We start from the raw sequence: 20,844 nt of genomic DNA, 5'->3' as shown, positions 1-20,844 counted from the left end.
ATAGAAAAAGTCATTTTTCGAAATTTTGAATGGCTTATGTAACTAAGGGAGAGATTTGGTGAAGATAGAGATTATGGTTTCGCTTGCTATTTATATGGCAGGTATGTTGTATATCGGTTATTGGTCTTATAAGAAGACATCCGATTTATCAGATTATATGTTAGGCGGAAGGGGACTCGGTCCAGCAGTTACAGCTTTATCAGCGGGTGCTTCTGACATGAGTGGTTGGATGCTAATGGGATTACCTGGTGCGATGTATGCAACAGGATTATCAAGTGTATGGATTGCGATAGGTTTATTAATAGGTGCGTATGCAAACTATTTAATTCTTGCCCCGCGTTTGCGAACGTATACAGAAGTGGCAAATGATTCAATTACGATTCCGGATTTTTTAGAAAATCGGTTTAAAGATCGTACGAAAATACTTCGTTTTGTTTCCGCTATCGTCATTTTAGTATTTTTCACATTTTATGCGTCGGCTGGTTTAGTTTCAGGTGGACGTTTGTTTGAAAATTCTTTCAACCTTGATTATAAAATTGGTTTATTTGTAACTGTGGGTGTCGTTGTTGCTTATACACTATTCGGTGGCTTTTTAGCAGTAAGTTGGACCGACTTTGTGCAAGGCTGTATTATGTTTATTGCACTTGTATTAGTTCCAATTGTAGCTTTTACAGATGTGGGCGGTGTAACAGAAACATTCAATACAATTAAGCAAGTTGATGCATCGCATTTAGATATGTTTAAAGGGACTACAATTCTTGGGATTATTTCATTTTTAGCATGGGGTCTCGGGTATTTTGGTCAACCGCATATTATTGTTCGCTTTATGGCAATTACCTCTATTAAAGATTTAAAAACTTCTCGTAGAATCGGTATCGGTTGGATGACGATTTCAATTATAGGTGCAATGCTTACTGGTCTAGTTGGTATTGCTTATTACGCTAAAAATAATACGACATTACAAGACCCAGAAATGGTCTTTGTAACATTCTCAAATATTTTATTCCATCCGTACATTACTGGATTTTTATTATCAGCTATTTTGGCTTCGATTATGAGTAGTATTTCCTCGCAATTACTTGTTATTTCAAGTGCAGTAACGGAAGATTTCTATAAAACATTCTTCCGTCGTAACGCAAGTGACAAAGAACTTGTATTTATTGGTCGCTTGTCAGTATTAATAGTAGCTATGATTGCAGTTGTTTTAGCGTATCATCCAAGTGATACAATTTTAACACTTGTTGGATATGCTTGGGCAGGATTTGGTTCAGCATTCGGACCCGCCATTTTATTAAGTTTATATTGGAAGAGAACGAACAAATGGGGCGTTCTTACAGGGATGATTGTAGGTGCGGTAGTTGTTATTACTTGGGTACAAATTCCAAGTTTAAAAGCGACTATGTATGAAATGGTACCTGGATTCTTCTGTAGCTTATTAGCTGTTATTGTGGTGAGTTTATTAACGAAAGAACCAGTTAAAGCAATTCATCGTGAATTTAATGAGATGGAAGCAGTGCTGGAAGAGGAAACGAAATAATTAGCGAAGAGAGTAAATGATAACTAGCATTTACTCTCTTTTGATTTAAGATGAAAATAAGGAACTTGTTGACAACTAAAAGTAAGTAACTTATAATAAATATTGAGTTCAAGATAATTTGTGTTCCGAATAAAGATTTCAGATGGAGTAAATATTTTTTTGGAAATTATCTCGAATTCAAGATAAAATTATAACGATGGATTTTACTTTGCAGTATGGACAAAATGAATAATGAATCTTAGTGAATAAATGTTTTTTGTAATGAAATAAAAAAAGGGGTGGAGAAAGTGGAAAAGAAAACGATGGGAATTCATCACATTACAGCAATCGTAGGTCACCCACAAGAAAATGTAGATTTTTATGCAGGTGTATTAGGATTGCGTTTAGTAAAACAAACAGTGAATTTTGATGATCCAGGAACGTATCATCTTTATTTTGGTAATGCAGGAGGAAAGCCTGGAACAATTATTACGTTTTTCCCATGGGCAGGTGCTCGTCAAGGTATTATTGGGGACGGTCAAGTAGGCATTACGTCTTATGTCGTACCAAAAGGTGCAATGGAGTTTTGGGAAAATAGATTAGAAAAATTCGAAGTGCCGTATACAAAAATGACTCGGTTTGGAGAACAGTATATAGAATTTGATGATCCACATGGTTTGCATATAGAATTAGTTGAAAGAGAAGAGGGCGAATTAAATAATTGGACTTTTGGGGAAATTACGCCAGAAGTCGCAATTAAAGGATTTGGCGGTGCTGTTCTTTTATCGGCACAACCTCAAAAAACTGCTGAATTGTTAGAGCATGTTATGGGTCTTGAGAAAATTGGAGAAGAAGGTGAATTTATTCGATTCCGTTCTTCTGCTGATATTGGAAATATTATCGACTTGAGGTCATCAACAATCGGGCGTGGTCAGATGGGTGTTGGTACAGTCCATCATATTGCTTGGAGAGCGAGTGACGATGCTGATCAACTAGACTGGAAAGAGCATGTGTCTCGTTTTGGATATGGTGTAACCCCTGTACAAGATCGAAATTATTTTAACGCGATTTACTTTAGAGAACACGGCGAAATCTTATTTGAAATTGCAACAGACCCTCCTGGTTTTGCCCATGACGAATCTTTAGAGACGATGGGTGAGGAGTTAAAATTACCGGACCGATATGAACAACATAGAAAACAAATTGAACAGACACTCTTACCATTTGAAGTGAGAAATCTAGATTAAAGTGATTGAAAGGGGAAAAGGAATATGATGAAACATGTTTTTCAAAAAGGAAAAGATACATCAAAACCAGTATTGTTATTGCTTCATGGTACAGGAGGAAATGAATTAGATTTATTACCGCTTGCAGAAAGAATTGATCCAAAAGCTTCTGTATTAAGTGTTCGTGGAAATGTATTAGAAAATGGGATGCCCCGTTTCTTCCGCCGATTAGAAGAAGGTATTTTTGATGAAGAGGATCTTGTTTTCCGTACGAAGGAATTAAATGAATTTTTAAATGAAGCAGCAAAAACATATGAATTTGATAGAGATAATATCGTAGCTGTTGGGTATTCAAATGGAGCAAATATTGCAGCGAGTTTATTATTCCATTATGAAAATGCATTAAAAGGTGCTATTCTTCATCATCCAATGGTCCCAAGAAGGGGGATAGAACTTCCTAATTTAGTAGAAAAAGCAGTGTTTATTGCTGCTGGAACAAATGATCCAATTTGTTCACCTTCTGAGTCAGAGGAATTGAAGATGCTATTAGAAAATGCAAATGCTAATGTAACAATGCATTGGGAAAATAGAGGACATCAATTAACGATTGGTGAAGTAGAGAAGGCAACGGAATGGTATGAAGAAATGGTTTCACAGGCATAAATGATAGACTAAAACGGGTATAAAATCATAAAGATTTTATACCCGTTTTTTGTTGTAATTTAAGGGGTTAAAAGAGAATAGGAAAACTATGTTAAAATATAAAGAAAAGTAAAGGGGTTCCTGTTTGTTAATGAGCAGGAGCGTGGATTTTTCTAATAATGAGGGGGAAACTATTAGATGGAAAACTACGAAAATGAAGAAATGCTAACGGGAGGGAATGTTTCAAACGTATATCGTTCGAAAGATACTGTTCGACGAGAATTAAAGAAAGGTAGTACAAAAATTCATAAGCTATTAAATCATTTGGAAAACAAAGATTTTAGTTATGCACCAAAGTTTTTAGGAATTGATGATAAAGATAGAGAGATATTATCATTTATTGAAGGGAAAGCCGGTAATTATCCTTTAAAAGAGTACATGTGGTCTAATGATGTTTTAAAAGAAATAGCGAAGATGCTTCGGCTTTATCATGATGCTGTGAGTGATTTTCCTTTATCAGATGATTGGAAACCGATGGATAATACGCCAAATAATATAGAGGTTGTTTGCCACAATGATTTTGCAATATACAACATTATTTTTAATAACGAAAAACCAGTAGGTATTATTGATTTTGACGTTGCTGGTCCTGGACCAAGACTTTGGGACATAGCCTATACTCTTTACACTTGTGTCCCATTAAGTAGAGTTTATTATAAGGAAACAGGTGAGGCGGTTTATTATAATTCATTACAGCATGCAGACCGCATAAAGCAAAGAGTTAAATTGTTTTTTGAGTCCTATAAAAGTGATGACATGGCCGAGGATTATTTGGAGATGGTACTTCTACGATTAGAAGGATTATGTAAATACATGAAAAGAAAAGCACTAGAAGGCGATATGAACTTCCAAAAGATGATAGATGAAGGGCATCTTGAACATTATGAAAATGATATTCAGTTTATTCGTAAACATGGAAAAGAGTGGATTTAATAAAATAAATCGTATACAAAAATAAAGCTCAGAGTCATATAGAGACTGTGAGCTTTTTAACGTATTAGTGTAGATGTTTTCCACAATAACCCGACTACTTATAACAGATGTCTTTTACTATATTAATGTAGCATAGTTAAGAGTTTGTTACAGGCTGAGCTGTAGCAATCGGTAATTGGATATCGACAGTTGTTCCTATGTTTAATTCACTGGAAATGAATAATTTTCCGTGATGCTCTTGAATGATTTTATAGCACATCATTAAGCCAAGGCCAGTTCCTTTTTCTTTCAAGCTATAAAAAGGTTCGCCAAGACGAGCCATGCGCTCTTCAGGAATCCCACAACCTTCATCCATAATGCGTATTGAAACAAAATCATTTTCTAACGAAGCTGTTTGAATGAATATGTTACCACCATCAGGCATCGCCTCAATTGCATTTTTTAATATGTTAATCAAAACTTGTTTTAATTGATTACTGTCACATTGAATGTCAGAAATATAATCGAAATGATCCATGATGATATGAACGCTATGCATAACTGCTGTTGGTAAAATAAAAGTTACAACTTCTTCAATTAATGCTTGTACGTTGCATGTATGAATAGATAACACTTGTGGTTTAGACATCGCCATAAATTGGCTTGTTATAGATTCCATTTGTGAAATTTCACTCAACATAACGTCCACATACCATTTATTTTCCTCATTTATTTCTGGATGTAATAATGTTAAAAATCCTTTTAATGAAGTGAGTGGGTTTCTAATTTCATGGGCAATTCCAGCTGTCAGTTGTCCTACTACTGCAAGCTTTTCGGATTTTCGTAATAACTTTTCAGTTTCTTTTAGTTCGGTAACGTCTCTTCCCATCACTATAAGACCTTTGCGTGAGCCATCAGGGTGGAAGAGCGGAACTTTTGAAATACTTAAAACTAGGTCGAAATCATCTCTATGTATAATAAATTCCTCTCCGTGAAGAATTTGTCCTTTTTGCCATGTTAGTTCATCAACTTCTTCACAATGCAAAAAAGATTCGCGGTACGCTTCGTTATATTGAATGAGTTCATTATCTCTTTTTCCACGATAAGGAACGTTATGGAAATTGAAACAAGAAAGCGCATAGTCATTTGCTTCAAGCCAGCGCCCTTCATGATCCTTAAAAATAACAAACGCAGGCATTGAATTCATTAATGTGCGTAATCGTTTCTCACTCTCTTGTAATACTTTCTCAATTCTTTCTGATTTTTCAAGGGGTTTCATAATGGCGTATACACCTGTTAAACGGTTTTCAACAAAAATAGGAACTAATTTTGTTACGACATCTAGTGAATATCCGTCTTTATGATAAATAGAGACGATATACTCTTTTTGATTGTCAGCTGCAGTATTTTTTATGTATTGTAGTACTTGCTCAGAAATATGTGCTTCTAAAATAGAAGTGATTATTTTTCGCTCTAATTCGCTAGAAGTATAACCTAATATTCTTTCAGCAGCGGGGTTAATATGTAAAATAACTCCTTCTAAATTCAATGAAATAATACTATCAGGATTATGTTCAAAAAGAGATGCATACATTTCTGCTAAAGAACGATTTTGTATATGGTTTCGCAAGCGTCCAGATACGTTCGGATGACGCTTTTTTTGGGTAGATGAATATTTTTTACGACTCATAATATTTCCTCCGTACAACTAGCATCTAAAAAAGATTAATCTAGTACTAACTATAATATAGGTTCAATATGTATTTCTATAAAAAATGGAAATTATATAATAAATTTTCTTTTTTATTTTTAGTGGAAGGTAAAAAAGGTAGTAATAAGAGAATCTTATATTGCTTTATTAATTTTTTCTAAGTTCCATGAATGTATTTTCGTTATAACATTAGGATAGAAGAGGGGGAAGGAATATGAAAAATTATATTCAAGGAATTGATCATGTACAAGTAGCGGCGCCACTAGGATGTGAAGAAGAAGCACGAGAATTTTATGGTAATAAAATTGGTATGGAGGAAATCCCAAAGCCAGAGGAATTAAAGAAGCGTGGTGGGTGTTGGTTTAAGTGTGGAAATCAAGAGATTCATATCGGAGTTGAGCAAAATTTTAATCCAGCTAAAAAAGCGCATCCAGCTTTTTATGTTTTGAAAATTAATGAATTTAAACAAGGGTTAATAAAGCAAGGTATTGAAGTAATAGATGATCATGTGCGACCAGATGTAATCAGATTTTACGTGTCAGATCCGTTTGGAAATCGAATTGAATTTATGGAAAATAAAAACTAGGTGGAGATCCACCTAGTTTTTTACACTTTTCTAAACAATCCTAATACTTCAACAGTCTCCGTAATATTAACGAATGCATGAGGATCAATTTCCGAAATCGTTAGTTTCATACTTGCCAGTTCTTCACGTGAAACGACTGTCATAAGTACACGTTTTTTCTCGTTTGAATAAGCACCTTCACCATCAAGTAACGTAATTCCACGTACTACAGTTGAAAGAAGCTTTTTTTTCATTTCTTCTGCTTGATTTGTTACAATCATAAGTGTAACTTTACGATGTTTCGTATGAACGGCATCAATTACTTTACCAGTTACATAAATTGAAAGTAAGCTTGTAAGGGCAACATCCCAAGTGAAGAAAAATCCTGCAATGACAACAACAACGGTATTTAATGCAATAAGGAATCCACCAAGTTTAATATCTCGCTTACGAGATAACAACATACCGATAATATCAAATCCACCAGTTGAGCCATGGCAGTTAAAGACAAGACCGATACCAGCTCCGGCGATGACACCGCCAAATACAGATGATAAAAGTGGATCTGTTGCTACGACTTTTACTGGAACATAGTATAATGCAACAGATAATACAATTACAGAAACAACCGTGTTAAAAATTACTTTTTTTCCAAGACCTATGTATCCTAAAATAAGGATAGGTAAGTTCAATACAAAGTTAATAATACCTGTGTTTACAGGGGTTACAATCCCTAAAATAATAGCAATTCCGCCAATTCCACTACTTAATATTTTATGGGGGATAAGGAAAAGATTAAAGGCAATTGCAATAATAATAGAACCAAAAATAACACCAAGAAATCTGACCATCTCTTTCCCGTCCTTCACTAAATAATCATATTATTTCAAGATTATATATGAAATTGAAAGTTTTAGGGAAAAACAGTTTATTTCGGAAAATTAGATTAATCTAAATAGTTTGAGTGTTTGATAAATTAGGAGGAGATACAGATATGAAGATAACGACGTATCAACAGAAGAGTCCTTTAAAACAAGAGTGTGAGGATTCATTTTTTTGTAATGAAGATAAAATGATTTACGGTGTATGCGATGGAGCAACACCGTTAGTTCCATTTTGTGATGAAGAAGGACATAATGGAGCATACATCGCTTCACATTTATTTGCAAGTCATTTTAATTCGTTAAGGGAGATTAATAGTTTACAAGGTGAAGTTGCAAGGGCGAATGAATTATTGCAAAACAAGATGCTAGAGTACAAGGTTGATACGAGAAAAAAAGACCATCTGTGGTGTACATGTATTGCAGCAGTTCAAATAGAAGGCGAGAAACTTGAATATGCACAATTAGGTGATTGTATGATCGTTGCAATACTTCAGGATGGAGCGATAAGAGTATTAACGAAAGATACAGTTAAGGGAATTAGTAAACGCGCAAAAAAGAAGAGAGAAGAAGATCGTAAAAAAGGATTACCAGTCCCGGAAGAACATGTTTTTCAAGATGTTCGGGAGCAGTTGAAATACAACCGCTATCTTGCGAATGTGCCAAACGGTTACTCAGTTGCAAATGGGATGAAAGAAGCAATGACTTATTTACAACATGGGGAATTACATGTAGCTGATGTAAGTGGGATCTTTATTTGTTCGGACGGATTGTTCCATCCGGAGTGGTCGTTAGAACAAATTGTGGTATATATAAGAAAGAATAGTATAAAAGAATATGTAGCAATCATTGAAAGGCTAGAAGGAGAAAATAGAATAAGACCAGATGATAAAACAATTATTATAATTGATTTTTAAGGGGAGGAAGTTCAAATGGAAATTAAATGTGTAAATTTAACATTTCAAGATGAATTAGTTCCTTTAGAGAAAGTAAATAAACTGATTATCCACCATACGTCAGAAGATGGATGGGATGTGTATAAAACCCACGAATTTCATCAAAAGGTAAGAGGATGGAGTGGGATTGGTTACAATTATTTTATTGAAGAAGACGGAACTGTAGTCGAAGGACGAGGTTTACATATTGGAGCACATGCGAAAGATAATAATAGTGACACAATTGGAATATGTATGACGGGAAATTTTGATAAATATGATCCAACTACTGCACAAATGAATTCATTATATTCTTTATGTAAAATGTTTATGAAGCAGTTTGCCATAGATAAAGGAAATATACTCGGCCATAGGGAGTTAGAAGGGGTTACAAAAACTTGTCCAGGAAATCGATTTTCTATGGTAGAGTTAAGAAAAGTATTATCTTAAATATAGAGGAGTAATGAATGATGATGAACATAAAAATACCGAATGATAAAAAAGAAGAGCTTGTAGCACAAATTCAGCAATTTTTCGTTGAAGAAGATTTAGATGAAATTGGACGTTTCCAAGCAGAACGTTTAATAGAAGAAATGATAAAGTTAGTAGGACCATTTGCATACAATCAAGCAATTGGAGATGCAAGAAAACTTGTAACTGAAAAATTAACAAATATTGAAGAAGATTTGTATGTGTTAGAGAAGAATGAAGGGAAGTAAAAAGAGCTATTTTGGTCGTCTTCCGTCAATTATAAAATAAGTATATGCCACGGCTTTTTTTCGATGTTTTGTTTGGAAAAGGCCGTGAAATTGTTTTTGGACATATAAAATAAAACTTTTCTTTTTTGCCACAAGTAACCCTAGAATTAAAAAAAACGTTATTCTTTCTTAACAAGCTAGATGAGAAAGAATAACGTTTTTTGATTGAGATTAAAAATATATTATCTTAATTTTATCTTTTTTTAATAATTTATTTATGGGCAATTTATAGTTGCTATTTATAATTCCTATATATAACAGCTATGGATACTATGAAAAAGAACTTTGGAAGTGTAACGATGTAGGTAGCAACATACTTCGTATCAAAGTTGGGGAATTGAAAATTTGTATACAATTAGCTGTAATTAAAATTTAAAACATGAATTGCTCATATAGAATCTTCTTTTGGAAGATAAGTGGTGTAATTCATTGTTAAATGAAGGAAGGTATTGGGAAGCTATGAATAAAACAATTTTAAAAACATGTATCATATCAGCAGTTTTAGGTGGAAGTCTATTAAGTGAAAAAAATGGAGAAGTAAAAGCAGAAGAGGTTACACCACAAACAAATCATACTGGTGTATTCAAAGATGTTCCAAAGGGGCACTGGGCATATGAGGCGATTCAGCAATTAACAGGTGAGAAAATCATTTTCGGCTATGATGATGGAAGATTTGGTTTTGGAGATAACGTAACACGTGAACAAGTTGCAGCTTTAATGTATCGTTATTTTAATATGGCAGAAAACAAAAGTTATCAGAACCCATACGGGGATGTAAGCGAAGATTCGACAAGCTATATAAAGGAAATCTTGTCTTTAACAGAAATGGGTGTTTTTACGGGTGACGAGCATGGGAACTTTAGACCAAAGGCATCTTTAACACGTGCAGAAATGGCACAGGTTCTTACAAATGCTTTTCATTTAAAGGCAAAGAGTGATCACACTTTTAATGACGTTTCAACGAACTCATGGGCAAGAAATGCAATTAGTGCTGTTCAAACAAATAATATTGCAAAAGGAGTAGGAGGAGGGGAATTCGCTCCAAGTATGGATGTGACGCGTGAACAGTACGCACAATTTTTATACAATGCAATACAAGAAACTAAACAAACTAAACAAACTAAACAAACGAAAGGGCAACTACTAGCTAGTATACTTGGTGAAACAAACTGGAAAGGGACAAAAGTCTATGACAAAGATCATAATGATTTAACGAAAGAAAACCAAAATTTCATCGGGCTTGCAAAATATGACGCTAAAACTGCAAGGTATGAATTTTTTAATGCAAATACAGGAGAGAGTCGTAATGATAGTGGTACCTTTTTTATAACCAATGATGGGAAGAAAAGAGTGTTAATTTCTGAAACGCAAAATTATCAGGCAGTTGTTGAATTAACGCAATTAGATAAGGAGAAATTTACATATAAAAGGATGGGGAAAGATGCAAAAGGGAACGATGTAGAAGTATTTGTTGAGCATGTTCCTTATCAAGAAAAAGAGCTTTCTTTCACGCGACCTGATAAAAATTTAGAAAGTTCGACGGGGAAAGTAGTTACAGACGTTGATGGAGATGAAATCTTATCTAGTACTCTATGGAACGGAACAGTGGTATTAGATGAACAGGGTAATAATGTAACAAAGTACAACTCTAACTTAATCAGTCTAGCAAAATATGATAAAAATACAAATAAATACGAGTTTTTCAATGTGAATACAGGTGTAAGTCGTGGGGATTATGGTTTCTTCGATGTTGTACATGGGAATAAAATAAGAGCTCACGTTTCGTTAGGGAATAATAAATATGGTGCGGTTCTTGAACTTACAGAGTTAAATAAAGATAAATTTACGTATACAAGAATGGGGAAAGATGCGGATGGAAAAGATATAAAAATCTTTGTTGAGCATGAACCGTATACAGGTGACCTAAAACCAGATTTCACAAAGTAAATAAAAATAAGATGTAAAATTAATCTTAAAGCAAATAATCTTTTGTAGCAAAGGCATTATCTTAGAAAATGTTAGTAAGGAAAAACCTGAGTGATTAGGATTAGGTAATTATACAATAGAAGTAAAATAGTTGTTTATAGACAAATAGATGCCTCGAGCTTGAGGCATCTATTTGTCGTTTTAAAATAAGATTATTGGTAAATATAAAATACAAACTCTCTTACTTTCTCGGTTGTATTTTCATCTTTGAGTAGCTGACAATCTTCTCAGATTTAGTAACTTACTACTTGCACAACCATACATCGTGGCTCTTTTTTATTTGTTCTCTTTATATTCATGTATTTTCTCTTTTACATTACCGACAGTATCTTTAGCAGTGCCTTTTACCTTATCCCATTTTCCTTCAGCTTGTAATTTTTTATTGTCAGTGACTTTCCCGACAACTTCTTTTACTTCACCTTTTACTTTATCAATGGCACCCTCTACTTTTTCTTTTAAACCATGATCATGCTTAGTCATACATTTTTCCTCCTTGTAGTTTGATTAGAATTCTCTTTTCATATTGCAAGTTGAATGATGTATCTAGTAATAGCGTAACGAATATAATTTGAATATTCAAGTGATTAATAGAATAGAAAAGGAATTGTCATAAAATGTATAAGGTTGTAATGGAAGGAGAAAGAATGTTAATTACATGTCTTTCGCAGTCCATATTGATTTTGTATAAGCAATTTTCATATGGGCACGTTCCATATTATTTTGACTGCCGCTACCGAATCTTGCTTGTCCAACTATTAAATTACAATTGGCTTCAACAGCGGTCTCAATTCGTTTTTGAATTAATGCAGTATGACACCCTTTACGCTGAAATTCCGGTAAAGTAGCGGATGCAGCTAAAGAGGCAACACCTTTATTTATATAAAGTACCCCTATACTAGCAGGAGTGTTTTGAACTTCGGCTATGAAAAAATGCCAGCTGGATTTATTGTAGAGAATTTCGTTATTTTGGTGCACACCATCTTTTGTAAAGGATGGCATGTTAAATCCACGTACATATATGTCTGCAAAAATATCAAATTCATTTTCTTTTAGTTGGCGTACTGAAATGTTAGAAGGAATAAGGGATGGATCTGCTCTCGGTATACTATATAAAGCAGTATGGAAGCTAGATTGATAAAAACCTTTTTGAGATAAATGTTGAAATAGTTCAGCTGTACCTTGCGCTGGTGTAATTTCAAAACGGCAAGGGATTTGTAGTGATTCAAAATAAGAGATGATTTCATCTATCGCATCTGTATTTGTATATGTAATGCCTTTTACTGTATTAAAAGCAGGACCAAGAATTACTTTTGATGAAAAGGCAGTGGCGCTCTCGAATTTTTTCATTTGTATTTGCATTGGATTTCCGCTTATTGCTTGTAGTAGCGCTAATCTAGAAGAGAGCATATCTATTTCTGCGTTTTCAATTTCTTGTGCTGCATTGAATGTCATAATCGTACTCATAAGATTCCTCCGTCAATTAATATAGTTCATAGTACATATACGATTTTACTTCTGAGATTCCTGTTGAAATGTAAGAGAATAAGAAGTTTTTTGGAAGGGAAATGGAAGCGAACTGTCGAAGGGAGTGGAAACAGATTAAAGGTGGTGCTCTCATGAAACAGAAAGACGTGCAGACATGCTCTCATTGCGGTTCTCAAAACATAGGAGAAGGTGAGTTTATCGGTTATGCACAAATACGGAAAAAGGAAACGATGTTCACATCTTCACCAGTAGATGCTTATATTTGTACAGATTGCGGGAATATCCTTTTATTAAAAGTACGACATTATGAAAAGTTTAAGCAGAAGCCGTTATGATTATTGAGAAGTGTTTTTATTAGGGAAGTTAATAGGAGTAATATTTTACATATATATGAGTATGCCTTATATAAGGAGATGACAACATATACTGTCGCTATATGACATACAAAAATGTATAGAAGAAATTGTGAATCAATATGAGGAAGAAAAATTAGTCCCTATTGGAATATTTCATATCGAAAGCTCCTTTAAATGAATAAGGGAGTTTTTGTTTTTTATAACAATAATTACCTTTAATTGTTATGATTGGTTATTAGGAGAGAGTGTTTTATTAACGCGATAATCACAGAAGAAAACTAGCTAAATCGTATAGAAAACCGCTATATAACACAATCGCAACCGTAAGTTGACAAAGTGCAACCGCAGGAAGATAGAGATAAGGGCAATGCTTACATACAATTTAGTTAAGAAAACAAAGGGGGACACACATATGGGATTTGGTGAAAAGCTTTTTAAATTAAGAAAGGAAAAGGGCCTTTCTCAAGAAGCGTTAGCTGAAAAATTAAACACAACAAGGCAAGCAGTTAGTAAATGGGAAAACGGTCAAGGATTTCCTGAAACTGAAAAATTAATAATGATTGGAAATGTATTTGAAGTATCACTCGACTATTTATTAAAAGAAACTGCTGAGCAAAGTAATGAAAATGTGGAGGGCTATTACGTAAGTCAGGAAATGGCAGAAGGGTATATAGTGTATGGACAAAAAATTTCTAAATATATTGCGTTAGGATTTAGTTTGCTCATTTTATCTACAATACCGTATTTATTATTTAAAGAAAATGCAACAATGTCGACATTCCTTGTCATTATCATTGCTGTCCTTGGAATTGGAGCAATGATGGTACCTGTAACGATAGAAGAGAGTCGATACAATGTATTGAAAAAGGAAGAACTACTATTTGATCAAAACTTTCTAAAAGAATTGACAAAAAGATATGCGATTATTAAGAAAAAGTATGCTGCAGTAGTGATCGTTGGATTTTGTTTCATAGCAGCAGGAGCGATACCATTTTTATTTGAGAAAAAACGAATTACTTCTGGAGAGCTCGTGCAGTACTATCCTTATTGTGTTGTACTTATTGCTCTTGGAGTTTATCTTTTTGTTCGTGTGTTAGGGGTATTAGAGGTGTATCGAATTTTGGTAGAAAATAAGGAATATAGCAATCGTATTATTTTTAAACTAAAAAAGAAAGTGAGAGACAAAGTGGATAATTTTTAATAGTAGAAAACCTATTTTTATTAAAAGCTAAGATAGGAGTGAAATGATGTCAAACGTTCTAGAAATTAGAAATTTAAGTAAATCATTTGGAAACAAAGCTGTTTTAAAAAATATTACATTCAATGTGCCATCAGGGTCAATTGTTGGATTCATTGGTGACAATGGGGCAGGTAAATCAACAACATTTAAAACAGTATTAGAATTAATTTCTAAAGATAGCGGTACAGTAAAAATATTAGGTGAAGAAAATATAAATAAAGATGCCAAGATTAAGGAGAAGATTGGAGTCGTATTTGATGCTATGAATCTCCCAGCTCATCTTACAATAAAACAACTAAATACGGTTTTTGAAAAGATGTTTGAATCTTGGGATAGAGAAAATTTTTACAGATTAGTTCATTCTTTCTCTTTACCTACTAATGAAAAAGTAGGTAGATTTTCCCGTGGAATGTCGATGAAACTATCTATAGCTGTTGCATTGTCGCATAATGCAAAATTATTAATCCTAGATGAAGCGACGGGAGGTCTTGATCCTTCATCTAGGGAGGAGGTATTAGAGGAATTAAAAAGTTTTGTGAATAAAAGTAATGGTGGTATATTACTTTCTTCACATATTATGAGTGATGTAGAAAAAATAGCTAGTCACCTTATTGTGATAAAAGATGGAGAAGTTTTATTGAATGAAGAAAAGGATAAGGTTTTGGACAATTATGCCATTGTAGATGTTGATGAGGAACAACTAACTTTAATCAACAAAGATATAGTTGTGGTGAAAAGGAATAATGGTTCTTATTTCAATGTACTTGTATCAGATGTGCATAAATTACCAAATGGGATTGCTCATAGAACCATTTCGATAGAAGAAATAAGTGTTTTATTAACGAGGAGTGAAAAATAAATGAAAGGTTTATTATTGACAAACTATTATCTAGTGTATCGAACTTTCTTTACGTTCATGGGAATAGCGATATTAGGATCGGGATTTGTTTTTTATTTTGGTAATGCTTCAATGTACCGTTTAATTGCTACGTTCATTATCTTATTTGCTGCGATTCCTGCACTTGAAGTTATTAAATATGAGAGTAAGTCGGGGTATGAAAAATATGTACTTACTTTACCGGTTACTAGAAATAATATTGTACAAAGTCACTATCTTTTCTATTTTTTAGTTGTAATTATTGGTACTTTACTATCGTACGGCATATTTTATGTACATGGTTTAGTTTCAGATACACCAATTGATGATGGTATATTTAAGAGTGTTTCTTTAGGGACGTTCATCATTCTTAATGCCGGAGCAATAGCTTATCCGCTTCTCTATGTTTTTGGAGCAGAAAAATCTGATGCTATTACAATTGGAGGCGCATGTGGGGGACTTGTTACTTATTTTGGATTACAAAGTGTAATTGGATATCTAATAGAACAATTTCCAATATCAAATGTAAATTCATCTGTATACGTTTCAATTCTATATACAATAATTGGCGTTATCATATATATCTTTTCTTATTTCATTTCGGTATTTATATATCGTAAGAAGGAATTTTAATATATTTTCTCTTAGTATTTTCTGAATTATTTCCAAAGAAATAATTCAGAAAATACAGAAAAATATCGTAATTATTTGTAGAAGTCTGTTATAATGAACGAAATGAAAACGCTTTAAAGGGAGGATGTAAACAATATGATGATGAATGTACCTCTAACAATTAGTTCTATGATGGAAAGGGCAGAAAAACTATTCCCAAAGAAAGAAATTATTTCACGGACACATGATACAGTTACGACATTAACGTATAAGCAACTAGGGGAAAGGACAAGAAGACTTTCAAGTGCGTTAAAAAAGCTTGGGATTAAAGAAGGCGAGCGCATAGGAACGTTAGCGTGGAATCATCATCGACATGTGGAGGCATATTTTGCTATTCCAGGTATTGCTTCCGTATTACACACAATTAATATTCGTTTATCTCCTCAACATATTTCATACATTATTCAACATGCAGAAGATCGTATTTTACTTATTGATGAAGATCTTGTACCACTCATTGAGAATATCCAGTCTGAATTATCGACTGTACAAGCATATATTATTATGACTGATAAAGAGGAGCTCCCAAAAACTACACTTCAGCCTGTATATCATTATGAGAAACTTTTAGAAGAAGGCGAGCCAAATTTCCAATTTGTTAAAGATATTGATGAAAATACACCTGCTGGTATGTGTTATACGTCAGCGACTACAGGGAATCCAAAAGGTGTTGTTTATACACATCGTAGTACAGTGTTGCACTGTATGGCACTCGGATTAGCGGATACGACAGCTTTATCGGAAAGTGATGCAGCAATGGCTATTGTGCCAATGTTTCATGTGAACGCTTGGGGACTTCCTTTTGCGGCTACTTGGTTTGGGGCAAAACAAGTTCTTCCGGGGCCGATGTTTACGCCGAAAATTTTATTAGAAATGATGCAAACTGAAAAAGTAACGATAGCTGCGGGTGTGCCGACAATTTGGCTTGGTGTTTTACAAGAGTTAGAAAATAATAGTTATGATTTATCTAGTATAACGAGATTACTATGCGGAGGCGCAGCTGCACCGAAAAGCGTTATTAAAGCGTTTGAGCAAAAATATAATGTTCCTTTCGTCCATGCATATGGCATGACTGAAACGAGTCCACTCGTAACGCTTGCACGTCTAAAAAGCTATGAAACAGATTTGGCGTATGAAGAACAACTTGAGATAAGATCTAAGCAAGGATATCTTGTCCCTGGTGTAGAGATGAAAGTAGTCGGTACAAGTGGTGAAGTGAAGTGGGACGGTACGGAGATGGGAGAACTATGTTTACGAGCGCCATGGATCGCTGCAAGCTATTATAACGATGAGCGTACTGTCGAAGGTTTTCGTGATGGTTGGTTATATACAGGAGATGTCGTTACGGTTGATGAGGAAGGGTGCGTAAAGATTGTTGATCGTACGAAGGATGTTATTAAAAGCGGGGGAGAATGGATTTCCTCAGTTGATCTTGAAAATGCTCTAATGGCACATGAAGCTATATTTGAAGCGGCTGTCGTTGCAATTCCACACCCGCAGTGGCAAGAGCGTCCAGTTGCCTGCGTTGTACAAAAGAAAAATAGTACTGTTACAAAAGAAGAACTATATGAATTTTTAAAACCACAGTTTGCGAAGTGGTGGTTACCAGACGATATTGTATTTATGGAGGAAATTCCGAAAACATCTGTTGGGAAGTTTTTAAAACAGGCGCTTAGGAAAGAACTTGAGCATTTGCATAAAGAGAAATAACCGAATTTTTATTTGTAAACTTATTTTTAATTTCAGTTGACAAAAATCGAATGGAAAGATAATATAACTCCTATAATATGTTACCTAAAAATTATTTTAAGTTTACAAATAGGAGAAGCAAATATGAATACAAAAAACTTAGTTTTCGTCGCTTTATTTAGTTCTATTATGGGAGTGTTAGGGTTAATACCTCCAATTGCTCTTGCTATTACACCAGTTCCGATTACATTACAATCACTCGGTGTTATGCTTGCTGGTGGGTTGTTAGGCTCACGTCTTGGTGCATTAAGTCAGCTTATTTTCTTACTTATAGTTGGAGTTGGAGCACCATTACTTGCGGGTGGACGAGGTGGTCCAGGTGTATTTGTTGGGCCAAGTGCAGGATATTTACTTGGTTATATCGTTGGAGCGTTTGTTATTGGTTATTTAATTGAGCGTTTACGTGAAGTTTCTATTATAAAGGTATTATGTATTAATATAATTGGTGGTATTTTCGTAGTTTATGTATTTGGTATTACTGTACAAGCTTTCTTAATGGGGGTTTCCGTATGGGAAACGATGAAAGTGAGTGCTGTGTTCTTACCAGGGGATTGCATAAAAGCAATCATAGCAGCAATTCTCGTGACAAAATTACATCGTTCATTGAAACACATTATTACGCCCGCTTTAAAGAATAGAAAATATACAAATGCGGGATAAGAAAGAGAAGAAACACGTTCATTGCGTGTTTCTTTTTATTATTTTGTAGAGAAAGGATATTTCATATGGGAATTACAAAAGAATACAAAAATTATGCCTTTTTACAACCGAATAAAATAGCGATTAAAGAAAATGATAGAGTGTTAACATATAAAGATTGGTACGAGTCAGTTTGTAAAGTAGCAAACTGGTTGAATGAAAGTGAATCGAAGAATAAAACAGTAGCAATTGTATTAGAAAATTGTGCTGAGTTTTTACAAATATTTGCTGGTGCTGCTATGGCTGGGTGGGTTTGTGTGCCGCTAGATATAAAATGGAAACGAGATGAGCTTAAAGACAGACTAGTGATTAGTAAACCAGATGTTATTGTGGCGGAGCAGTATAGGCTCAATGATATATCCTGCGAAGAAGGAAGGATTATTGAGATTGAAGAATGGAAAGAAATGATTGAGAACTATCTTCCTACATATCATTCTGTAGAACATGTACAAGACGCTCCTTTTTATATGGGATTTACATCAGGATCAACTGGAAAAGCAAAAGCGTTTTTACGTGCGCAACAGTCGTGGGTTCATAGTTTTGATTGTAATGTACATGACTTTTATATGAAAAAGGAGGATTCTATTTTAATAGCTGGGACGCTTGTTCATTCTCTTTTCTTATACGGGGCAATAAGTGCATTATTTCTAGGACAAACGGTACACATAACGAGAAAATTTGTACCAGTTCAAGTGCTATCTAGTATAAAGATAGAGAATATTTCTGTAATGTATACAGTCCCTACAATGCTTGAGTCTTTGTATAAAGAAAATAAAGTAATTGAAAGTGAAATGAAAATTATTTCGTCAGGAGCGAAATGGGAAGCTGAAGCGAAAGAAAAGATGAAGAATATGTTTCCTTATGCAAAAAGATATGAATTTTATGGTGCGTCGGAGCTAAGCTTTGTAACGGCATTGGTCGATGAAGAGAGTGAAAGAAAGCCGACTTCAGTGGGGAAAACTTGTCATAATGTACAAGTTCGAATATGTAATGAAGCAGGAGAAAAAGTACGGACAGGCGAGATAGGAACTGTGTATGTGAAAAGTGATCAGTTTTTTATGGGTTATGTATCGGATGGGGCTATTATCCCGCAATTGACCAAAGATGGTTGGATGACAGTACAAGATATGGGCTACCAAGATGGAGAAGGATTTATATATATTGTTGGTAGAGAGAAGAACATGATTTTATTTGGAGGAATTAATATTTATCCAGAAGAGATAGAAAGTTTGCTATATACGCATCCAGCTGTTGAAGAAATTGTTGTTGTTGGTATAAAAGATAGTTATTGGGGTGAAAAGCCTGTCGCTATCGTAAAAGGAAGTGCTACAAAGCAACAATTAAAGAGTTTTTGCTTACAACGATTATCATCTTTTAAAATACCGAAAGAATGGCACTTTGTTGATGAAATACCTTATACAAATAGCGGGAAGATTGCTCGTATCGAAGCAAAAAGTATGATTGAAAACAGGGAGAAGATATATGAATAGGGCGGTTATTGTAGAAGCGAAAAGAACACCTATTGGTAAAAAAAACGGGATGTTGAAAGATTATGAAGTTCAGCAATTAGCAGCACCACTTCTTACGTTCCTAAGCAAAGGAATTGAGAGAGAAATAGATGATGTCATATTAGGAAATGTCGTTGGACCAGGAGGTAACGTTGCAAGATTATCTGCTTTAGAAGCAGGGCTCGGTTATCATATACCTGGTGTAACGATTGATCGGCAATGCGGTGCTGGATTGGAAGCCATCCGCACCGCGTGTCATCTCATTCAAGGTGAGGCGGGTAATTGTTATATTGCAGGAGGAGTAGAGAGTACAAGTACATCACCTTTTCAAAATAGAGCGCGATTTTCACCTGAAACAATTGGTGATCCTGATATGGGACTAGCGGCTGAATATGTTGCAGAGCATTATAATATAACGCGAGAAATGCAAGACGAATACGCTTGTCTTAGTTATAAAAGGACACTGCAAGCATTAGAGAACGGATATTTACAAGATGAAATAATTTCGTTTAATGGATCTTTAGACGAGGCTATAAAACGAGAAATAAATTATGAAAGAATGATTAAAAGAACAAAACCCGCATTTTTACAAAATGGTACAGTAACGGCAGGTAATTCGTGCGGTGTAAATGATGGAGCATGTGCCGTTCTTGTAATGGAAGAGGAGCAAGCCCGAAAATTAGGATACAAGCCTGTTCTTCGTTTCGTTCGTAGTGCTGTAGTTGGAGTAGATCCAAATTTTCCGGGGACTGGCCCGATATTTGCGGTGAACAAATTATTAAACGAAATGAATGTAAAAATAGAAGACATCGATTACTTTGAAATAAATGAAGCATTCGCCTCAAAAGTTGTTGCTTGTGCAAAGGAGTTACAAATTCCGTATGAAAAGTTAAATATAAATGGTGGTGCAATAGCACTTGGTCATCCGTACGGTGCGTCTGGAGCTATGCTTGTAACACGCTTGTTTTATCAGGCTAAAAGAGAGCATATGAAATATGGAGTTGCGACATTAGGAATTGGTGGGGGAATTGGACTTGCTCTATTATTTGAAAAAGTAGAAGACTAG

21 protein-coding genes and 1 pseudogene are annotated in these 20,844 nt (G+C 34.5%); 18 read left to right on the top strand and 4 right to left on the bottom strand.

The genetic code is table 11. The features are described 5' to 3' along the window. Positions 1 to 58 precede the first annotated feature (58 nt). The 4 genes from putP (at position 59) to BAU23_RS26960 (ending at position 4,377) form a co-directional block, all read left to right on the top strand. Positions 59 to 1,537, top strand: coding sequence for a sodium/proline symporter PutP (gene putP / locus BAU23_RS26975; protein WP_071735570.1), 1,479 nt, complete (start codon positions 59 to 61; stop codon positions 1,535 to 1,537). A 287-nt stretch (positions 1,538 to 1,824) separates the two neighbouring features. Then, positions 1,825 to 2,763: a ring-cleaving dioxygenase gene (locus BAU23_RS26970; RefSeq protein WP_071735568.1), complete on the top strand. Its 939-nt coding sequence runs from the start codon at positions 1,825 to 1,827 to the stop codon at positions 2,761 to 2,763. Between the two features lie 27 nt (positions 2,764 to 2,790). Next, positions 2,791 to 3,405 carry an alpha/beta hydrolase gene (locus tag BAU23_RS26965; RefSeq protein ID WP_002094460.1) on the top strand — a complete coding sequence of 205 codons (615 nt, stop codon included), beginning with the start codon at positions 2,791 to 2,793 and terminating at the stop codon, positions 3,403 to 3,405. A gap of 177 nt (positions 3,406 to 3,582) precedes the next feature. Continuing rightward, positions 3,583 to 4,377 (top strand): phosphotransferase, encoded by a 795-nt coding sequence (locus BAU23_RS26960; protein ID WP_000432921.1) that lies wholly within the window; start codon positions 3,583 to 3,585, stop codon positions 4,375 to 4,377. A gap of 136 nt (positions 4,378 to 4,513) precedes the next feature. Here BAU23_RS26960 and BAU23_RS26955 read toward each other — a convergent pair whose 3' ends face one another. Continuing rightward, positions 4,514 to 6,046, bottom strand: a complete 1,533-nt coding sequence (locus BAU23_RS26955) for a BA3702 family sensor histidine kinase (RefSeq protein ID WP_000087681.1) — start codon at positions 6,044 to 6,046, stop codon at positions 4,514 to 4,516. Between the two features lie 235 nt (positions 6,047 to 6,281). Here BAU23_RS26955 and BAU23_RS26950 point away from each other — a divergent pair, with 235 nt between their 5' ends. Then, positions 6,282 to 6,653 (top strand): VOC family protein, encoded by a 372-nt coding sequence (locus tag BAU23_RS26950; protein WP_000800765.1) that lies wholly within the window; start codon positions 6,282 to 6,284, stop codon positions 6,651 to 6,653. A gap of 20 nt (positions 6,654 to 6,673) precedes the next feature. On the opposite strand, the gene BAU23_RS26945 is transcribed toward BAU23_RS26950, so the two are convergent. Then, entirely contained in the window at positions 6,674 to 7,483 is an 810-nt protein-coding gene (locus BAU23_RS26945) for a YitT family protein (RefSeq protein ID WP_000251329.1), read from the bottom strand. Positions 7,484 to 7,626: 143 nt separating this feature from the next. Between BAU23_RS26945 and BAU23_RS26940 the strand changes: the two genes are divergently transcribed. The 4 genes from BAU23_RS26940 to BAU23_RS26925 all read left to right on the top strand — a co-directional run bounded on the left by BAU23_RS26940 (position 7,627) and on the right by BAU23_RS26925 (position 11,153). Further along, the gene (locus BAU23_RS26940; protein ID WP_071735566.1) at positions 7,627 to 8,430 is read left to right on the top strand and encodes a protein phosphatase 2C domain-containing protein; all 804 of its coding nucleotides are present in this window, start codon (positions 7,627 to 7,629) and stop codon (positions 8,428 to 8,430) included. Between the two features lie 15 nt (positions 8,431 to 8,445). Further along, a complete protein-coding gene (locus tag BAU23_RS26935; protein ID WP_071735564.1) occupies positions 8,446 to 8,898 on the top strand; it encodes a peptidoglycan recognition protein family protein in 453 nt (150 codons plus the stop codon). Between the two features lie 17 nt (positions 8,899 to 8,915). Continuing rightward, complete coding sequence (locus tag BAU23_RS26930) at positions 8,916 to 9,167, top strand: DUF2164 domain-containing protein (protein WP_002076869.1); 252 nt, start codon at positions 8,916 to 8,918, stop codon at positions 9,165 to 9,167. A 498-nt stretch (positions 9,168 to 9,665) separates the two neighbouring features. Next, a complete protein-coding gene (locus BAU23_RS26925) occupies positions 9,666 to 11,153 on the top strand; it encodes a DUF4822 domain-containing protein (protein WP_071735609.1) in 1,488 nt (495 codons plus the stop codon). A 315-nt stretch (positions 11,154 to 11,468) separates the two neighbouring features. Here the strand turns inward: BAU23_RS26925 and BAU23_RS26920 are convergent, their stop codons facing one another. Together BAU23_RS26920 and BAU23_RS26915 are read right to left on the bottom strand one after the other, a co-directional pair. Next, positions 11,469 to 11,672 (bottom strand): CsbD family protein, encoded by a 204-nt coding sequence (locus BAU23_RS26920; protein ID WP_002033531.1) that lies wholly within the window; start codon positions 11,670 to 11,672, stop codon positions 11,469 to 11,471. Positions 11,673 to 11,843: 171 nt separating this feature from the next. Further along, positions 11,844 to 12,656, bottom strand: coding sequence for a GNAT family N-acetyltransferase (locus BAU23_RS26915; RefSeq protein WP_071735562.1), 813 nt, complete (start codon positions 12,654 to 12,656; stop codon positions 11,844 to 11,846). 152 nt (positions 12,657 to 12,808) lie between these two features. Here BAU23_RS26915 and BAU23_RS26910 point away from each other — a divergent pair, with 152 nt between their 5' ends. The 9 genes and pseudogenes from BAU23_RS26910 to BAU23_RS26875 all read left to right on the top strand — a co-directional run bounded on the left by BAU23_RS26910 (position 12,809) and on the right by BAU23_RS26875 (position 20,844). Continuing rightward, complete coding sequence (locus tag BAU23_RS26910; protein ID WP_000810204.1) at positions 12,809 to 13,012, top strand: hypothetical protein; 204 nt, start codon at positions 12,809 to 12,811, stop codon at positions 13,010 to 13,012. Between the two features lie 3 nt (positions 13,013 to 13,015). Beyond that, a pseudogene (locus tag BAU23_RS31070) lies at positions 13,016 to 13,184 on the top strand (GNAT family N-acetyltransferase); the annotation flags it as partial. A gap of 261 nt (positions 13,185 to 13,445) precedes the next feature. Continuing rightward, positions 13,446 to 14,234: a helix-turn-helix domain-containing protein gene (locus BAU23_RS26905; protein ID WP_000505626.1), complete on the top strand. Its 789-nt coding sequence runs from the start codon at positions 13,446 to 13,448 to the stop codon at positions 14,232 to 14,234. Positions 14,235 to 14,280: 46 nt separating this feature from the next. Then, a complete protein-coding gene (locus BAU23_RS26900; protein WP_000073171.1) occupies positions 14,281 to 15,132 on the top strand; it encodes an ABC transporter ATP-binding protein in 852 nt (283 codons plus the stop codon). After that, entirely contained in the window at positions 15,133 to 15,783 is a 651-nt protein-coding gene (locus BAU23_RS26895; RefSeq protein WP_000677373.1) for an ABC-2 transporter permease, read from the top strand. It abuts the gene before it with no gap. A 135-nt stretch (positions 15,784 to 15,918) separates the two neighbouring features. After that, a complete protein-coding gene (locus BAU23_RS26890) occupies positions 15,919 to 17,532 on the top strand; it encodes a long-chain fatty acid--CoA ligase (RefSeq protein ID WP_071735560.1) in 1,614 nt (537 codons plus the stop codon). Positions 17,533 to 17,655: 123 nt separating this feature from the next. Then, the gene (locus BAU23_RS26885) at positions 17,656 to 18,231 is read left to right on the top strand and encodes a biotin transporter BioY (RefSeq protein WP_001093323.1); all 576 of its coding nucleotides are present in this window, start codon (positions 17,656 to 17,658) and stop codon (positions 18,229 to 18,231) included. Between the two features lie 65 nt (positions 18,232 to 18,296). Next, positions 18,297 to 19,760, top strand: a complete 1,464-nt coding sequence (locus tag BAU23_RS26880; protein ID WP_071735559.1) for an acyl-CoA synthetase — start codon at positions 18,297 to 18,299, stop codon at positions 19,758 to 19,760. Next, positions 19,753 to 20,844 carry an acetyl-CoA C-acyltransferase gene (locus BAU23_RS26875; RefSeq protein ID WP_001077976.1) on the top strand — a complete coding sequence of 364 codons (1,092 nt, stop codon included), beginning with the start codon at positions 19,753 to 19,755 and terminating at the stop codon, positions 20,842 to 20,844. Before BAU23_RS26880 ends, BAU23_RS26875 begins: the two co-directional genes overlap by 8 nt.

The organism is Bacillus nitratireducens, assembly GCF_001884135.1.
GTDB classification, from domain to species: domain Bacteria; phylum Bacillota; class Bacilli; order Bacillales; family Bacillaceae_G; genus Bacillus_A; species Bacillus_A nitratireducens.
The sequence above is the reverse complement of the archived record's forward strand: the minus strand, read 5'-3'. Positions and strand labels throughout refer to the sequence as shown.

Excerpts from the sequence above, each read along its gene's own strand:
- BAU23_RS26965 (WP_002094460.1), top strand. The coding sequence starts at position 2,791 with ATGAAACATGTTTTTCAAAAAGGAAAAGATACATCAAAACCAGTATTG.
- BAU23_RS26960 (WP_000432921.1), top strand. The coding sequence starts at position 3,583 with ATGGAAAACTACGAAAATGAAGAAATGCTAACGGGAGGGAATGTTTCA.
- BAU23_RS26955 (WP_000087681.1), bottom strand. The coding sequence starts at position 6,046 with ATGAGTCGTAAAAAATATTCATCTACCCAAAAAAAGCGTCATCCGAAC.
- BAU23_RS26950 (WP_000800765.1), top strand. The coding sequence starts at position 6,282 with ATGAAAAATTATATTCAAGGAATTGATCATGTACAAGTAGCGGCGCCA.
- BAU23_RS26945 (WP_000251329.1), bottom strand. The coding sequence starts at position 7,483 with ATGGTCAGATTTCTTGGTGTTATTTTTGGTTCTATTATTATTGCAATT.
- BAU23_RS26940 (WP_071735566.1), top strand. The coding sequence starts at position 7,627 with ATGAAGATAACGACGTATCAACAGAAGAGTCCTTTAAAACAAGAGTGT.
- BAU23_RS26935 (WP_071735564.1), top strand. The coding sequence starts at position 8,446 with ATGGAAATTAAATGTGTAAATTTAACATTTCAAGATGAATTAGTTCCT.
- BAU23_RS26930 (WP_002076869.1), top strand. The coding sequence starts at position 8,916 with ATGATGATGAACATAAAAATACCGAATGATAAAAAAGAAGAGCTTGTA.
- BAU23_RS26925 (WP_071735609.1), top strand. The coding sequence starts at position 9,666 with ATGAATAAAACAATTTTAAAAACATGTATCATATCAGCAGTTTTAGGT.
- BAU23_RS26920 (WP_002033531.1), bottom strand. The coding sequence starts at position 11,672 with ATGACTAAGCATGATCATGGTTTAAAAGAAAAAGTAGAGGGTGCCATT.
- BAU23_RS26915 (WP_071735562.1), bottom strand. The coding sequence starts at position 12,656 with ATGAGTACGATTATGACATTCAATGCAGCACAAGAAATTGAAAACGCA.
- BAU23_RS26910 (WP_000810204.1), top strand. The coding sequence starts at position 12,809 with ATGAAACAGAAAGACGTGCAGACATGCTCTCATTGCGGTTCTCAAAAC.
- BAU23_RS26905 (WP_000505626.1), top strand. The coding sequence starts at position 13,446 with ATGGGATTTGGTGAAAAGCTTTTTAAATTAAGAAAGGAAAAGGGCCTT.
- BAU23_RS26900 (WP_000073171.1), top strand. The coding sequence starts at position 14,281 with ATGTCAAACGTTCTAGAAATTAGAAATTTAAGTAAATCATTTGGAAAC.
- BAU23_RS26895 (WP_000677373.1), top strand. The coding sequence starts at position 15,133 with ATGAAAGGTTTATTATTGACAAACTATTATCTAGTGTATCGAACTTTC.
- BAU23_RS26890 (WP_071735560.1), top strand. The coding sequence starts at position 15,919 with ATGATGATGAATGTACCTCTAACAATTAGTTCTATGATGGAAAGGGCA.
- BAU23_RS26885 (WP_001093323.1), top strand. The coding sequence starts at position 17,656 with ATGAATACAAAAAACTTAGTTTTCGTCGCTTTATTTAGTTCTATTATG.
- BAU23_RS26880 (WP_071735559.1), top strand. The coding sequence starts at position 18,297 with ATGGGAATTACAAAAGAATACAAAAATTATGCCTTTTTACAACCGAAT.
- BAU23_RS26875 (WP_001077976.1), top strand. The coding sequence starts at position 19,753 with ATGAATAGGGCGGTTATTGTAGAAGCGAAAAGAACACCTATTGGTAAA.